The 16118-nt window shown below is 71.3% G+C and carries 13 protein-coding genes; 7 read left to right on the forward strand and 6 right to left on the reverse strand.

Annotated elements, in window-relative coordinates; genetic code table 11:
• Positions 1–61 precede the first annotated feature (61 nt).
• Positions 62–961: a helix-turn-helix domain-containing protein gene (locus tag I8N67_RS04060; protein ID WP_200301169.1), complete on the forward strand. Its 900-nt coding sequence runs from the start codon at positions 62–64 to the stop codon at positions 959–961.
• Between the two features lie 78 nt (positions 962–1039).
• Here I8N67_RS04060 and I8N67_RS04065 read toward each other — a convergent pair whose 3' ends face one another.
• The 3 genes from I8N67_RS04065 to I8N67_RS04075 form a co-directional block, all read right to left on the reverse strand.
• Positions 1040–2428, reverse strand: a complete 1389-nt coding sequence (locus tag I8N67_RS04065; RefSeq protein WP_200301170.1) for a glycoside hydrolase family 16 protein — start codon at positions 2426–2428, stop codon at positions 1040–1042.
• 216 nt (positions 2429–2644) lie between these two features.
• A complete protein-coding gene (locus tag I8N67_RS04070; protein ID WP_200301171.1) occupies positions 2645–4822 on the reverse strand; it encodes a protein kinase domain-containing protein in 2178 nt (725 codons plus the stop codon).
• 125 nt (positions 4823–4947) lie between these two features.
• Positions 4948–6195, reverse strand: a complete 1248-nt coding sequence (locus I8N67_RS04075) for a L,D-transpeptidase (protein WP_200301259.1) — start codon at positions 6193–6195, stop codon at positions 4948–4950.
• A 189-nt stretch (positions 6196–6384) separates the two neighbouring features.
• Here I8N67_RS04075 and I8N67_RS04080 point away from each other — a divergent pair, with 189 nt between their 5' ends.
• Complete coding sequence (locus tag I8N67_RS04080) at positions 6385–7485, forward strand: serine hydrolase domain-containing protein (protein ID WP_200301172.1); 1101 nt, start codon at positions 6385–6387, stop codon at positions 7483–7485.
• Positions 7486–7873: 388 nt separating this feature from the next.
• Positions 7874–9673 carry a sulfatase-like hydrolase/transferase gene (locus I8N67_RS04085; RefSeq protein WP_200301173.1) on the forward strand — a complete coding sequence of 600 codons (1800 nt, stop codon included), beginning with the start codon at positions 7874–7876 and terminating at the stop codon, positions 9671–9673.
• Positions 9674–9715: 42 nt separating this feature from the next.
• Here the strand turns inward: I8N67_RS04085 and I8N67_RS04090 are convergent, their stop codons facing one another.
• Together I8N67_RS04090 and I8N67_RS04095 are read right to left on the reverse strand one after the other, a co-directional pair.
• Entirely contained in the window at positions 9716–10573 is an 858-nt protein-coding gene (locus tag I8N67_RS04090) for an IclR family transcriptional regulator (RefSeq protein WP_200301174.1), read from the reverse strand.
• A 4-nt stretch (positions 10574–10577) separates the two neighbouring features.
• Entirely contained in the window at positions 10578–11003 is a 426-nt protein-coding gene (locus I8N67_RS04095) for a MarR family winged helix-turn-helix transcriptional regulator (protein WP_200301175.1), read from the reverse strand.
• A gap of 214 nt (positions 11004–11217) precedes the next feature.
• Between I8N67_RS04095 and I8N67_RS04100 the strand changes: the two genes are divergently transcribed.
• From I8N67_RS04100 to I8N67_RS04115, 4 genes are read left to right on the forward strand one after another with little or no spacing between them, the layout of a single operon-like run.
• A complete protein-coding gene (locus tag I8N67_RS04100; protein ID WP_200301176.1) occupies positions 11218–12135 on the forward strand; it encodes an SDR family NAD(P)-dependent oxidoreductase in 918 nt (305 codons plus the stop codon).
• A gap of 20 nt (positions 12136–12155) precedes the next feature.
• A complete protein-coding gene (locus tag I8N67_RS04105; RefSeq protein WP_200301260.1) occupies positions 12156–13034 on the forward strand; it encodes an amidohydrolase family protein in 879 nt (292 codons plus the stop codon).
• Positions 13035–13085: 51 nt separating this feature from the next.
• Positions 13086–14591: an o-succinylbenzoate--CoA ligase gene (gene menE / locus I8N67_RS04110; protein WP_200301177.1), complete on the forward strand. Its 1506-nt coding sequence runs from the start codon at positions 13086–13088 to the stop codon at positions 14589–14591.
• Positions 14592–14606: 15 nt separating this feature from the next.
• A complete protein-coding gene (locus I8N67_RS04115) occupies positions 14607–15062 on the forward strand; it encodes a MaoC family dehydratase (RefSeq protein ID WP_200301178.1) in 456 nt (151 codons plus the stop codon).
• Positions 15063–15149: 87 nt separating this feature from the next.
• On the opposite strand, the gene I8N67_RS04120 is transcribed toward I8N67_RS04115, so the two are convergent.
• On the reverse strand, positions 15150–16112 hold the full coding sequence (locus tag I8N67_RS04120) for a glycosyltransferase family 2 protein (protein ID WP_200301179.1): 963 nt from the start codon (positions 16110–16112) through the stop codon (positions 15150–15152).
• Positions 16113–16118: the final 6 nt, after the last annotated feature.

Genomic DNA, 16118 nt, shown 5'->3' on the forward strand with positions numbered 1-16118 from the left:
GAAGGTCGCGGTGTGCCAGCCTTCGGTGAAACTGGGACACCGACGACGCGGCGGCGAGGACATGACGGACAGCGAGTCCCGAGACGGCGACCGGATCAGAACCTTCCCCTTCCCCATGGACCACGGCCTCTTGGGCGTCGGTGTACAGGTCGGCCCGATGGACGACCGCGGTCCCTGGCATGCGGCCGTACCTCTGGAAGGGGTCCACCGCATCGACTTCCACGTGGTGATGCTGTTCGACGGCGGCCCGGTGCGCCACATGATCGACTTCACCGAGTACGAGGTGGGCGCGGGCGACCTGTTGTGGATCCGCCCGGGGCAGGTGCATCGCTTCTCACGCGCGACCGAGTACCGCGGGACCGTGCTCACCATGCAGCCAGGCTTCCTGCCCCGGGCGACCGTCGAGGCGACCGGCCTCTACCGCTACGACCTGCCGCCGCTGCTCCGCCCCGACGAGGCCCGACTCGCGGGCCTGCGCCACTCCCTGGCCCAGCTGGAACGCGAGTACGCCGACGCAGCCACGGACACCGCCACCCTGCCGCTCAGCCTGCACACCGCCGTCCTGCGGCACTCCCTGACGGCCTTTCTGCTGCGCCTCGCCCATCTCGCCGCCGGCTCGGCCGAGGCGGCGCGCCCGGCAGGCGACACGACCTTCACCCGCTTCCGGGACGCCGTCGAACAGGGCTTCGCCGGCAACCACAGCGTCAGCGCCTACGCGGACGCCCTCGGCTACTCCCGCCGCACCCTCGTCCGCGCGGTCCGCGCCGCGACCGGCGAGACACCGAAGGGCTTCATCGACAAGCGGGTCGTCCTGGAGGCGAAGCGGCTGCTGGCCCACACGGACCTGCCGACCGGCCGCGTCGGTGTGGCCGTCGGATTCCCCGACTCGGCGAACTTCTCCAAGTTCTTCCACCTGCACACCGGGACGACACCGGTGGCGTTCCGGGCGGAGCTGCGCTGAGGCGCTGCCTTACACGGAAGAGGGGCTCACGCGCGCACGCGTGAGCCCCTCATGGGACGCCGGCAGCCGATTCGCCACTCAGCGGCCGAAGTTGAACCAGTTCACATTCACGAAGTCCTGCGCCTGACCGCTCGTGAAGGTCAGATACACGTCATGGGTCCCGGTGACCCCGCTCATGTTCGCCGGCACGGTCCGCCAGGACTGCCAGCCCCCGGTGTTGGCGATCGAGAAACTGCCGACCGGCGTGCTCGTGCGGCTGTCGAGTCTGACCTCGACCAGGCCGCTCACCCCGGTGTTGGCGCCGGAGGCGACGCGGGCGACGAACTGCGTGGCGGCGGTGGAGCCGAAGGCCACGTTCTGGAAGAGCGCCCAGTCGCCGCCTGCGAGGGAGCCGATGTTCTGGCCGCCGCCGGTGTCGGTGGTGGTCTCGCTGCTGACGCCGCTCTGGCCGTTGTACGACTCGGCCTGGATGGCGCTGTACGCGTCACGGGTGCCCGTCGGCGGCGGAGTCGTGGTGGACCCGGCGGCCGACAAGACCTGCACGTAGTCGACGACCATCGGGACACCGGAGCGCGTGTCGCCGTCGAGGCCGCCGCCGAACGCGTCCGGGAAGGCGCCGCCCATCGCCACGTTCAGGATGATGAAGTAGCCGTGGTCGGTGGCGTTGGTCCAGGTCGTCGCGTCGACCTGGTTCGCGGTGACCGTGTGGAAGTTGACGCCGTCGACGGAGAACCGGATGGCCTCCGGCGTCACCGAGCGGTCCCACTCCATGGTGTAGGTGTGGAAGCCGGACTGGCAGGTCGTGCTGGGGCACGAGGTGGAGCTGCCGATGCCGGTCGTCTCGTTGCACGGGCCGCCCGGGTTGGTGCCGCAGTGCATGGTGGCCCACACGGTGTTGCGGCCGTGGACGTTCTCCATGATGTCCAGCTCGCCGACGCTCGGCCAGTTCTGGTAGTTGCCCCGGTAGGGGGCGCCCAGCATCCAGAACGCCGGCCAGTAGCCCTCGGCCGGCGTACCGGTGACGTTCGGCATCTGGAGCCGGGCCTCGACCCGCAGCTTGCCGCCCGCCGGGGGCTGGAAGTCGGTGCGGTTGGTTTCGATGCGGCCCGAGGTCCAGTTGCCGGCCGAGTCGCGGACGGGCGTGATCCGCAGGTTGCCGTTGCCGTCGAGCGAGACGTTGCTGGTGCTGTTCGTCATCGTCTCGACCTCGCCGGTGCCCCAGTTGGCGGGGCCGCCCGGATAGGCCGTACCCGTGGCGTACTGCCAGTTGGAGGTGGAGACGCCGGTGCCGGCGGTGCCGTTGAAGTCGTCGACGAAGACCTGGGTCCAGCCGGTGGGCGGCGTGGGCGCGGCCCCCTGCGCGGTGGTCGCCCAGGCCGTGGCCAACGCCAGCGCACTGGCCACGGCGAGCAGTGCGCGCCTGAGCGGGCGGCGCCGTCTGATGGGTGTGCCGGAGGTTTCACTCATTGCGGCCTCTTCGGGGTGTACGGATGTACGGAGTGAAAGGTGCGGGTGGGGAGCGCTCCGCGGAGTCCCGTCCTGAGAGCGCTCTCACAGAAGAGCGTGCGGTCAATGTGCGCTCCGGCGCTGCGGTCGTCAAGAGTTAAAGCGGAGAAAGTCCGTGCGGGAGGGGCGAGTTCACAGTGTGAAGATCGTCCACGGCCGGGACGGGGTGACGGGCCGTCAGTCCCCGGTGGTGGACGTGGACGGCCGGGCCGTCGGCCGGTCCGGGCGCACGGAGAACGCCGTGTCCCCGGCGGTCGCCACGATCGCGTCCTCGACGAGGACCACGGTGGGCGGGGCCTCCGCCGCGATGTCCCCGGGGTCGTCGAGCGCGTCCGCACGCCACAACTCGGCGCCGGTCTCGCCGTCCAGGGCCGGCATCCGGCCGAACCGGTTGACGAAGTAGACCTCGTCACGCGCCTGCGACACCACCGGGGCCGACAGGTTCTCCGTCTCGGTCGTCCGCTCCCACAGCTCCTCGCCGCTCGACGCCGACACGGCGGTGACCCACCCGTTGGTTCGCACGAAGTACACGACACCGTCCACCAGCGTCGCCGCCCCGCGCAGCGACCGCTTCAACGGGATCCGGGTGACCTTCCCGCTCTCCGGGTCCACCCGCACGAACGCGTTGTACGGCCGCTCGTATCCCTCCTGGTACACCTCCTCGGTGTTCTCGGCCGCGACGAACAGCGGCTGTCCGCCGACGGCACCCAGGGCCAGGGTCTTCTTGGGCAGCGGGGCGAGTTCGCGCAGCGTGCCGTCGGCGGGGTCCAGCCGTACAACCGTGAACGGGCTGGCGTCGAGGAAGTCCCGGCCCTCCCAGCACAGCGCGTACGGGGCGTCGTCGAGTGCCTTCGGCACGCAACTCTTCGCGCTCGGGACGGGCGATCGCCACAGCTCCTCGCCCGCGGTGGTGTACGCGACGAACCGCTGGTGGTCGGCCGTGAGGGTGAGCAGACCGCCACTGAAGAGTTGGGGCGTCTCGCTGGCGCTGATGGTCCGGGCCCAGCGCCGCTTCCCGGTCTCGGTGTCCAGGGCCACCATGTGCCGCTCGGTGGCGTCGGGCTCCTCGTAGACGAGGACGAGGCCGTCCCGGAGGCCGATCGGCCGCGAGGTCTGGGGCAGCGTGCCCTGCCGCCATCCCAGCTCACCGGTGGCGGCGTCCACCTGGGTGACGACGAAGCCCGTGCCGCCGCAGAACAGATCGGTTCCGTCCGTCAGGCAGGCCGGTTCCTTGTAACCGGTCGCGACGTACTCGGCGGGGAAGCCCTCGTCGTTCCGCAGCGGCGTACGCCACGGTCGCCAGCCCTCGGGGACGGAGACGGTGCGGGCGTCGGCGGTGGAGCCGGGCGATGCCGCCGGGGTCGTGGTCGTGTCCGGCGGGTAGAGGAGCAGCGCGCCGGACAGCGCGGCCACGGTCAGGACGGCCCCGAGACCGATGTGGACCAACTGCCGTTCGGCCCGACGTCCGCCGGCCGTCGGGACATGGGTGTCCGGGACGGGCCGCAGGGAAGCCCCGGAGGCAGCGGGGACGACCGGGCCGGGGTCCGGCGAGACCGGCAACTCCCGGAACAGGCGGTGCAGTTCGGCGAGGTCCGGCCGGACCTCCGGGTTCTTGTCCAGGCACCGCTCGACGATGTTCCGCAACGGCTCGGGCACCGGGTCCAGCTTCGGCGCCTCGAACATCACCTGGTAGCCCGCCAGATACGGGCTCTCGGCCTGGAACGGGCTGTGCCCGCTGGCCGCGTACACGAGCAGCGACCCCAGGGAGAACACGTCCGAGGCGGCGGTGACGTCCCTCGGCGAACGCAACTGCTCCGGCGACATGAACGGCGGGGTGCCGATCACCCGGCCGGTCACGGTGAGCGGCAGGTTGTCGCCGGCCCGAGAGATGCCGAAGTCGATGACCCGCGGACCGTCCTCGGCCATCAGCACGTTCGCCGGCTTCAGGTCCCGGTGCACGACGCCCGCCTGATGGATGTTCCGCAGTGCCTCGACGAGCCCGAGCGCGAGGCTCCTGATCCGGGCCCCGCCCAGCGGCCCCGCCTCGCGCACCAGATCGGCGAGTGTCGGCCCCGGCACGTACAGCGTCGCCATCCACGGCCGGGCGGCCTCCGGGTCCGCGTCCACCACCGGCGTGGTGAACGCCCCGCTCACCCGGCGTACCGCCGCGACCTCCTGCCGGAACCGGGACCGGAACTCCTCGTCGTCGCGGTACTGGGCATGCACCAGCTTGATCGCCACCAGCCGCCCCGACTCGGACCGGGCGCGATAGACGACCCCCATGCCGCCGGAGCCGAGCCGGTCCTCCAGGACGTACCCGCCTATGACGGTGGGATCATCGTCCCTCAGCGGCATTTCCCACCACGCTCTTTCGACGCTCTTTCGTACGGCGGCTGCGGCGGATCAGCCTAGGGGATGCGGGTGGGGGCGACGGACCAGGGGCGCCGGTGTTCTGAGGAACTGCCCCTGGCCGACACGGCCTAGAGAGCGCTCCCCGCTTTCCAGTCCGCCCACGACAGGTTCCAGCCGTTGAGGCCGTTGGCGGCGTCGACGGTTCGCTCGCCCGAGTTCTTCACGATCACGACGTCGCCGAGCATCGAGCTGTCGTAGAACCGGTAGCCCGGCACCGAGTTGTCGCCCGCGCCCTTCGTGTCGCGCAGGCCGATGCAGCCGTGGCTGGCGTTGCTGTTGCCGAAGACGGACTCCGCGGCCCAGTAGTTGCCGTGGACGAAGGTGCCGGAGGTGGTCAGGCGCTGGGCGTGGGGCACGTCCTTGATGTCGTACTCGTCGCCGAGCCCGACCGTGGAGGACTCCATCCGCGTCTCCTCGAACCGCTCGCTGATCACCATGATCCCGGACCAGGTGGTGTGCTCGGCGTCGCCGCCGGTGACGGGGTACGTGGCGAGGGCCGCCCCGTCCCGTACGACGGTCATCTCCTTGGTGGCGAGGTCGACCGTGCTGATCTGCTCGCGGCCGATGTGGAAGGTGACGTCCTTGGACTGGGTGCCGTAGACGCCGTCCGCGCCCGCCACGTCCTTCAGCCGCAGCCCCAGGGTGATCGTCGTGCCGGCCGCCCAGTACGTCTTCGGCCGGAAGTCCAGCCGGGTGTCACCGAACCAGTGCCCGACCACCTCGACGGCCGGCTCGGCGGTCACGGTGATCGCCTTCTGCACGGCGGCCTTGTCGGTGACCGCCTGGGTGAAGTCGATCGACACGGGCATGCCGACGCCGGACGTGGAGTCCGCCTCGGGGGTGAAGTAGCCGACGAAGGTGCCGGAGGGGGAGGCGGTGGTGAAGGTCGTGCTCTCGGTGTCGCCTCCCGCCGGCTCGGCGGTGACGGTGTAGGTCGTGCCCGAGTAGGGGTTGCCGCTCGAAGTCCACTTCGTACGGGCCTCGTTGAGCGCCCCTGCCAACTCGCCGCCGTCCCCCGCGGTCACCTTCACACTCGCGAGCGTTCCGTCGGCGACGGCGACCTCGACCGGCTCGGTGAACGCGGCGCTCTTGGTGCCGTCGGCGGGCGTGACCGTGATCTCGGCCTTCTGGGCCTTGGCGGACGTATCGGCGGCGTCCGAGCCCCCGGCCTGCGCGGAGGCGTCGGCGGAGCCGCCGCACCCGCTCAGCACGGCGGCGGCCGGCACGGCACCGAGCGCCGCGAGCACCCCGCGCCGCGACCACCTCTCCGGCCGCGCCTGCTCTCCGGACCGCTTCGATATGTACGGGACGCCCACGGCACGCCTCTCCTCGCTGATCACCAGTGCCCGTGCATCGTGCGCCGCGTTCATGGGCGGGGCCTTTGAGACGGGGGTGCGGCGGCTGAGAGTCCGGTGAGGACGGCGGCCGGGACCCCGGCGCACGCCCCCGGCGTGCCGGTGTTTTATTCGATGGCTCCGCCCGATCCCGCCCGTTACCTTCCCCTCATGGCGAAGACTCACGGCACGTGCACGGACCGATTCGCTCCGGTACGCGAGGCGCTGGCGGCCTCGCTCGACGGCAAGGACGTGGGGGCCTCGGTCGCCGTCTACGTGGACGGTGAACCGGAGGTCGACCTGTGGGGCGGCCACACCGACGCGGACCGCACCACGCCCTGGGAGCGGGACACCATCACCCACGTGTGGTCCACCAGCAAGCCGATGACGGCGCTGTGCGTGCTGATGCTCGCCGACCGGGGCGAACTGGACCTGGCCGCGCCGGTGGCCACGTACTGGCCCGAGTTCGCGGCGGCGGGCAAGGAGAACGTGCGCGTCAGCCATGTGCTGTCGCACACGGCCGGACTGCCCGGCTTCGAGAAGCCCATGACACTGGACGACCTGTACGACTGGCAGACCGCCACCGCCCGGCTCGCCGCGCAGGCACCGGCCTGGGAGCCGGGCACCGCGGCCGGTTACCACGGGCTCACCCAGGGGTTCCTGCTCGGCGAGATCGTCCGCCGGGTCACCGGCCGCAGCCTGGGCACCTTCCTCGCCGAGGAGGTCACGGGCCCGCTGGGAGCCGACTTCTACATCGGCCTGGCCGCCGAGCACGACCACCGGGTCGCGCCGATCATCGCGCCCCCCTCCTCCCCGCCCCGCGGCGGCCCGCCGCCCAACCCCGCCATTGCGGACGGCACCGCCAACACGACCGCATGGCGGCGCGCCGAGATCCCGGCCGTGAACGGCCACGGCAACGCCCGCTCGGTCGCCGCCGTGCAGTCGCTGCTGGCCACCGGCGGAGCGGGCCGGGGAGTGCGGCTGCTCTCCGGGAAGGGGTGCGAGCGGGTCCTGGAGGAGCAGTTCAACGGCACGGACCAGGTCCTGGGCGTACCGATGCGCTACGGCATGGGCTACGGCCTCAACGGCGGCCAGCTCCCCAACCCCCGTACCTGTTTCTGGGGCGGCTGGGGCGGTTCGATCGTCCTGGTCGACCTCGACGCCCGGATGTCCGTGGCGTACGTGATGAACCAGATGTTCGACGACGGCGGGCTCGGCGACGACCGGGCGTTCCTGATCCTCGCGGCGGTCTACGAGGGCCTCTCCGCCTGAAACCGACCTGTCCGCCCCGCCGCCGGGCTCCGCGGCGGGGCGGACGCGGTCTCGGACGCGGTCTGCGGACGCGGTCTGCGGGCGATGTCTGAGCGATATCTGAGCGATGTCGGTGCGATGTAGGTGGGTGTCCGAGGGCCGGTGCAGAGGGCCGGTGCAGAGGGCCGATGCCGAGGCTCTTCCGGCACTCTGGCAAGATCGTTCTCTCTCGGTGGAACCAGAACCCCGCATTCCCCCTCTCTAGGGTCGGGGGCGTGCGATCGATCACCGCGGCCTTCTGTGACCTGCCGCAACAAGGTGTTCATGCCCTGTGCATGGTTCTGCGCCGAGGATGCCGTTCACCATCGGATCACGACCACCCGCTCGCCCGCAGTCACCAGGAGCCCGCATGCCCAGCCGCCGTCGTTTTCTCGCCGGGACCGCCGCCGTCGGCGCGACCGGGGCGGCGGCCGGCTGTGTCGCGCACGAGAGCCGGAAGGCCGGTGTCCGGGACGTCGCGGTTCCGGAGGTGAGCCGGCCGTCCGCGTCGGTCGTGCCCGCCGCCCGCACCCCCTCGCAGCGGCTGAACTTCGTGGTCGTCCTCGCCGACGACCTCGGCTACGGCGAACTCGGCTCCTACGGCCAGCAGCTGATCGACACCCCGCGCCTGGACGCCCTGGCCGCCGAGGGCCTGCGCTTCACCGACGCCTACTCCGCCGCCCCGGTCTGCGCCCCCTCCCGCTGCTCCCTGCTCACCGGCCTGCACAGCGGCCACGCCACCGTCCGCGAGAACCCCTGGGGTCCGGGCGGCCAGGGCGCCCTCACCGAGCAGGACTTCACCTTCGCCGAGGCCCTGCGCGCCGCCGGCTATCGCACCGGGCTCATCGGCAAATGGGGCTTCGGTCCCGAGCGTCCCGACCAGCCGAGCCACCCCAACTCCCGTGGCTTCGAGGAGTTCTACGGCTATCTGACACACAAGCACGCGCACGACTACTACCCGACGTACCTCTGGGACAACGGCAAGAAGCAGACCATCCCCGAGAACCGGGACGGCGCCCGCAAGATCTACGCCCCCGACCTCATCGAGGACCGGGCCCTCGGCTTCCTCGACGCCCACAAGGACCAGCCGTTCCTGCTCTTCCTCGCCCCGACCGTGCCGCACGCCCCGAGCCGCGCCCCGAGGCTCGGCGCGTACGCGGACGAGCCCTGGACCCAGCCCGACAAGGCCCACGCGGCCCAGGTGACCGGGCTGGACACACTGGTCGGCACCCTCGTCGACCGGCTCAAGGACCACGGCATCGACCGGCGCACCGTCGTCCTCGTCACCAGCGACAACGGCCCGCACGAGGAGGGCGGCACCGACCCCGACCTCTTCGACGCGGGCGGCCCGCTGCGCGGCTACAAGCGCAACCTCTACGAGGGCGGCATCCGAGTCCCGCTCATCGCCTGGTCGCCGCAGCGCGTCCCGGTCGGCACCACCGACCGGCCGACCCCGCTGACCGACCTGCTGCCGACCCTCGCCGAACTCGCCGGCGCGCCCGCCCCGTCGGACATCGACGGGCTCTCCGCCGCGCCGCTGCTGCGGGCCGGCGGCGCCGAGGCCGCCCGCCACGACCACCTGTACTTCTACCGCAACCACAGCGGCGTCACCCCGCGCGCCGACCGGGTCGACGGGGGCCGGGGGCGGCGACTGGCCGAGGCGGTGCGGCGCGGCGACCTCAAGGCGGTGCGGTTCGCGCCGGGCCGGGACCGGAACGCGGCCGACAGCCGGTGGGAGGTCGAGCTGTACGACCTCGCCCGGGACCCCGGCGAGAGCGACGACCTCGCGGCGGCGCGGCCCGCCCAGGCCGACGCACTGGTGCGGCTGATGCGGTCCTCCTGGGTCGACACCTACCGGCGCAAGCCCTTCGGGGTCACCCTCCAAGTGGCCCCGAACGACGGCAGGTTCATCGTCACCGCGACCTTCGCCAACGGCTCCGCCCGACCCTGGACGGCCGCCCGGCTCGCCCTCTCCGTGCCCAACCGCTGGCAGGTACGCTCACTCGGCGTGGCCACCACGGACCGCATCCGCCCCGGCGGCCGGTTCCTCACCCGCTGGGAGGTCACCCCGGCCGCGGACACCCCACAGGGCTGGCTCACCGCCCGGGGCACGGCCACACACGCGGGCGAGACAGCGACGTACGCGGCCCAGGCCCTGGCCAAGAAATAGCCCGGCCCAGAGCCCTGGCCAAGAAGGAGCCGTTGGGGCCGGTCAGGAGGGTGCGGCGCCCCGCCCCGGTATCAGCGACCCGCGCCGCTGCTCCTCCGGCTGCCAGCCCAGCGCACGTGAGATCCCGCGTGCCGCCACCCGCACAGCGGGCGTCAACACCGGTACCTGGGCGCCGACTTGGGGCACCACCACCGAGACGGCGGCGACCACCGCCCCGCCCGGCCCGCGTACCGGAGCGGCCACCGACAGCGCGTCCTCGGTGACCTGACGACTGCTCACCGCGACGCCCGTACGCCGGACTTCGGCCAGCAGCCGCCGCAACTTGGCCCCGTCGGTGACGGTGTACGGCGTGAAGGACGCCAACGGCCCCTGGCAGTACTCCTCCTGGGACGCGGAGTCGCCGTAGGCGAGGAGTGCCAGGCCCACGCCCGTGGCGTGCAGCGGCCAGCGGGCGCCCACCCGGATGTGGACGCCGACGGCCGAGCGCCCGGAGAGCCATTCGATGTAGACGACCTCGTCGCCGTCGCGCACCGCCAGCTGCACGTTCTCGTGCGTCGCCTCGTACAGGTCCTCCAGGTAGGGCAGCGCGATCTGGCGCAGTGCGAGCCCGCGCGGGGCGAGGGCCGCGATCTCCCAGAGCCTGAGGCCCACGTGGTAGGTCCCGGACGGGTCCCGTTCGAGGGCGCCCCACTCGGTGAGCGCGCCCACCAGCCGGTGGGCCGTGGTGAGGGACAGCCCGGCGCGGCGGCCGATGTCGGAGAGGGAGAGCGCCGGATGGTCGTGGTCGAAGGCGGCCAGCACGGCCAGCAGCCGGTCGGGGGCGGAGCGGGCGGCCCCCGGCGGCGTGCTCTGCCGGGGTGCGGCCCCCGGCGACGGGAGCGCGTCGGTGGTCATCGGCATGGCGTCACCCCAGTCCGGCTTCGGCGACCTTCTGCAACAGCACATGGAGCGCGTCGCGCTCGGCGGCGTCGAGCGGCTCGAGGAGTTCGTTCGTCACGCGCTGCCCGGCCTCGTCGGTGTCGCGCAGGAAGGACCGGCCGTCCTCGGTCAGCACGATGATCCGGCTGCGGCGGTCGTCCGGGGAAGGGCGCCGCTCGGCGAAGCCCAGCTTCTCCAGGTCGTCCACCAGACCGACGATCGCGCTCGGGTCGTACCCGAGCGACGCGCTCAGCTCGCGCTGGAGCGCGCCGGGGGAGGTGGCCAGGAAGCGCAGCAGCGCGTAGTGGCGCAGCCGCAGGCCCGACTCCTGGAGAGACGAGTTGAACAGCTGCCCGGACCGCAGGCCCAGGCGGTACAGCAGATAACCCGTGTCCGCGTGCAGCCCGCGCATCCACGGCTCGCGCGCGTCGATCGAGGCGGGGTCCTGCGTCTGCTGGCGGGCGATGGCGGGCTCCCTGGTCGAGGCCCCGATCGGGGCGGCGCGTACGTACGGCCCCCAGCATGACGCAAAGCTCAGGGAACAACAACTATTGACCTCAACAACTATTGCTCTTAACTTCTATTTTGTAGTCAGCAGCCGCAGCGCCACCGAAGGGACCCCACTCGTGCCCAGCATCGATCTCACCGGCAAGGTCGCCGTCGTCACCGGCAGTGGCCGTGGCCTCGGCCTGGCCTACGCCCAGGCCCTCGCCGCAGCCGGCGCCTGCGTCGTCGTCAACGACATCGACGAGGCCGTGGCCGAAGCGGCCGTGAAGTCCATCACCGAGGCGGGCGGCAAGGCCGTGGCCGAGGTCGTCGCGGTCGGTACGACAGAGGCGGCCGACCGGCTGGTGGGCCGCGCGGTGGAGCAGTTCGGGCGGCTCGACATCCTCGTCACCAACGCGGGCATCCTGCGCGACAAGGTGCTGTGGAAGATGTCCGACGACGACTTCGACGCCGTGATCACCACCCACCTCAAGGGCACCTTCACCTGCGCCCGCGCCGCCGCGATCCGCATGCGCGAGCAGGGCGAGGGCGGCACCCTGATCCTCGTCGGCTCCCCGGCCGGCCAGCGCGGCAACTTCGGTCAGACGAACTACTCCGCCGCCAAGGCCGGCATCGCGGCCTTCGCCCGCACCTGGGCGATGGAGCTGGGCCGCGCGAACATCACCGTCAACACGATCGTCCCGGTCGCCGCCACCGCGATGACCGAGACCATCCCGGTCTTCGCCCCGTACGTGGAGGCGCTGCGCGAGGGCAAGCCGTTCCCGGACTTCCTGCGCAAGGGCGAGGGCTTCGGCACCCCCGAGGACTGCGCGGCCCTGGTCCCCTTCCTCGCCTCCGAGGCGGCACGCGGTGTCACCGGCCAGGCCATCGGCATCGGCGGCGACAAGGTGGCACTCTGGTCGCATCCGCAGGAGATCAAGGCGGCGTACGCGAACGGCGGCTGGACCCCCGAGGCCCTCGCCGACGTCTGGCCGACCTCGCTGGGCGCCGAACCGCAGACCGTCGGGGTCCCCGCCCCGAAGATCCCGGAGGCGTGATGAGCCCCGCCAGTCCCGCCATGAACGTCGACGACCTGGTCGCCATCGACGTCCACACCCACGCCGAGGTCTCGTCGAAGAAGGGCACGTCGTCGCTGGACGACGAACTGCACGACGCCTCGTCCGCCTACTTCAAGGTCGAGGGCAAGCGGAAGCCGACCCTGGAGGAGACGGCCGCCTACTACCGCGAGCGGAAGATGGCCGCCGTCATCTTCACGGTGGACGCCGAGTCCGCGACCGGTACCGAGCCCGTCCCCAACGAGGAGGTCGCCGAGGCGGCCGCCGCCAACGCGGACGTGCTGATCCCCTTCGCCTCCATCGACCCCTTCCGCGGCAAGGCGGGCGTCAAGCAGGCCCGCCGCCTGGTCGAGGAGTACGGGGTGAAGGGCTTCAAGTTCCACCCCAGCGTCCAGGGCTTCTTCCCCAACGACCGCGCGGTGGCGTACGCCCTGTACGAGGTCATCGAGGAGACGGGCACGATCGCCCTCTTCCACACGGGCCAGACGGGCATCGGCGCGGGTGTCCCCGGTGGCGGCGGCATCCGCCTGAAGTACTCCAACCCGCTGCACGTGGACGACGTCGCCGCCGACTTCCCGCATCTGAAGATCATCCTGGCGCACCCGTCGTTCCCCTGGCAGGACGAGGCGCTGGCGGTGGCCACGCACAAGCCGGGCGTGCACATCGACCTGTCCGGCTGGTCGCCGAAGTACTTCCCGCCGCAGCTCGTGCAGTACGCGAACACGCTGCTCAAGGACAAGGTGCTCTTCGGCTCCGACTACCCCGTCCTCACCCCGGACCGCTGGCTCGCCGACTTCGCGAAGCTGCCGATCAAGGACGAGGTCAGGCCGAAGATCCTGAAGGAGAACGCCGCCCGTCTGCTCGGCCTGACCACACCGTAAAGGGAACCCCCATGTACATCCCCATGTGCAATGACGGACAGGGGCACAGACATGCGCAATGAGGGACTGGGGTCGTGGCCCGCCCGCCGGGCCCGCAAGACCCCCGGGCGTACCGCCCTGATCCACGGGGACACGAGCATCACCTACGCGGAGCTGTGCGAGCGCACCGCGCGCCTCGCCCACGCCCTGCGCACCTCCGGCGTACACCGCGGCGACCGGATCGCCTACCTCGGTCCGAACCACCCCTCGTACTTGGAGACGCTGTTCGCCGCCGGCACCGTCGGCGCCGTCTTCGTCCCGCTCAACACCCGCCTCGCGGGCCCCGAGATCGCCTACCAGCTGGCGGACTCCGGAGCCAAGGCACTGGTGTACGCGTCCGGATTCACCGGGCTCGTCGCGGGACTGCCGGGCAACAGCGACGTCCGTACGTACGTCGAGGTCGGCACCGAGTACGAGGCGCTGCTCGCCGGGGCGGACGACGAGCCGATCGACCAGCCCGTCACCGCGGACGACACCTGCATCATCATGTACACCTCGGGGACGACCGGCCGCCCCAAGGGCGCGATGCTCACCCACGGCAACATCATCTGGAACGCCGTGAACGTCCTCGTCGACCAGGACATCATCACCGACGAACGCGCCCTGGTCTCCGCCCCCTTGTTCCACACGGCCGGGCTGAACATGCTCACCCTGCCCGTGCTGCTCAAGGGCGGCACCTGCGTCCTGGTGGAGGCGTTCGCCCCGGAGGCCACCTTCGAACTGATCGAACGGCACCGGATCACCTTCATGTTCGGCGTGCCGACCATGTTCGACCAGGTGGCCCGGCACCCGCGCTGGGCCGACGCCGACCTGTCCTCGCTGCGGATGCTGTCCTGCGGCGGCTCACCGGTGCCGACCCCGCTCATCGCCAGGTTCCAGGAGCGCGGCCTCACCTTCCTCCAGGGCTACGGCATGACGGAGGCGGCCCCGGGCACGCTCTTCCTCGACGCCGAGCACGCGGTGAGCAAGGCCGGTTCGGCGGGCGTCCCGCACTTCTTCAGCGATGTGCGGGTCGTACGGCCGGACATGACACCGGCCGATGTCGACGAGCCCGGCGAGGTCGTGGTCCGCGGACCGCACGTCATGCCCGGCTACTGGGGGCTGCCCGAGGAGACGGCCGCGGTCTTCGCCGACGGCTGGTTCCGCAGCGGGGACGCCGCCCGGATCGACGAGGACGGTTATGTCTTCATCGTCGACCGCATCAAGGACATGATCATCTCCGGGGGCGAGAACATCTACCCCGCCGAGATCGAGGACCAGCTCCTCGCCCACCCCGACATCGTCGAGTGCGCGGTCATCGGCGTACCGGACGACAAGTGGGGCGAGGTGCCGCGCGCGGTCGTCGTGCCCCGGGAGGGCGCCGACCTGGACGCCGACGAGGTGCTGGCCTCCCTTGCCGGGCAGCTGGCCAAGTACAAGATCCCCAAGTCGGTGGTGATCGCGGACGAACTGCCCCGCACCGCCTCCGGCAAGCTCCTCAAGTCCCGGGTGCGCAAGCGCTACGGCACCGACTCCTAAGCGAAGGAACGTCATATGGGCATCACCGTGAACGGCATCGACGAACTCAAGAAGCTCGCCGGCAGCGACCTCGGCGCCAGCGAGTGGATCGAGGTCACCCAGGAGCGCATCGACACGTTCGCCGACGCGACGGGGGACCACCAGTGGATCCACGTCGACCCCGAGAAGGCGGCGGCGGGACCCTTCGGGGCGCCCATCGCCCACGGGTACCTGACCCTCTCGCTGTTCATCCCGCTCTTCACCGAGCTGCTGGACGTCGAGGGCGTGTCGACGAAGGTCAACTACGGCCTGAACAAGGTGCGTTTCCCCTCGCCGGTGAAGGTCGGGGCGAAGATTCGGCTGGTGGGCAAGCTCGCCTCTGTCGAGGACGTGCCGGGTGGGGTGCAGATCACGGTCGACGGGACGATCGAGATCGAGGGTGGGGCGAAGCCTGCCGCCGTGCTGCAGAGCCTGTCCCGCTTCTACGCCTGAGCGTCGTGGGGAACCGCGGGGCCGCCGTGGCTGGTGGTCGCGCGGTTCCCGTTGTCGTGGGCACCGTCCCCCTCGGGGGCGCCCCGTTCACCGGGAGTCGGCCGCCTCGGGAGCGGCATGGCTCGGCGAGCGCCGCGGCGCCGGGTAGGCGAGGTGGACGAGCCGGGATTGTTCTTGGCGCATGTGCATGACTGATTCGAGGACATACCCCACGAGGAGGAGAAGGGCCGCGATGGTCATGATCGCAGCCGCGAGGATCGCCGTGGGGAAGCGCGGGACGGTGCCCGTCCGGATGAAGTCGACGATGACGGGGGTACCGAGAATGATCGCGGTGGTGGCGAGAAGGCCCGCCATCGCGGTGTGCACGAGCGAGGGGCGTTCGCGCCGCGCGAGATTGAGGATGACCCTGAGGATGCGCCAGCCGTCGCGGTACGTGCGCAGTTTGCTCTCGCTTCCGGCCGGCCGGCCCCTGTAGTCGACCGCGACCTCTGCTGTGGGGAGCCGCAGGTGGAGCGCGTGAACCGTCATCTCGGTCTCGGTCTCGAACTGACGGGAGAGCGCCGGGAAGGACTTGACGAAGCGTCGGGAGAAGACGCGGTAACCGCTCAGCATGTCGGTCACCTCCTTGCCGAAGAGGGACCGAACCGCCCCGCTGAGCAGCTTGTTGCCGACCTCGTGCCCGGCCCGGTAGGCGCCGTCGACCGCTCCGCGCCGAGCGCCGACGACCTGGTCATGGGGCCCCTCGAACAGCAGGTCCACCATTTCCCGCGCTCGTGACGCGTCGTAGGTGTCGTCACCGTCGATGATGAGCAGGGCGTCCGCGTCGACGTCGGCGAAGGCGCGCCGGATCACGTTGCCCTTTCCCTTGTGCGGCTCCTGCCGGATGATGGCGCCCGCCTCGCGAGCGACCTCCACCGTGCGGTCGGTCGACGCGTTGTCATACACGTAGATGTCGGCCTCGGGGAGCGCCGACCTCAGATCGCGCACCACCTTGCCGACCGCTGCTTCCTCGTTGTGGCACGGCACGACGCAGGCGATCGTCGGGTTCACGGCCTC

This window comes from Streptomyces adelaidensis (assembly GCF_016598475.1).
Lineage (GTDB): Bacteria > Actinomycetota > Actinomycetes > Streptomycetales > Streptomycetaceae > Streptomyces > Streptomyces adelaidensis.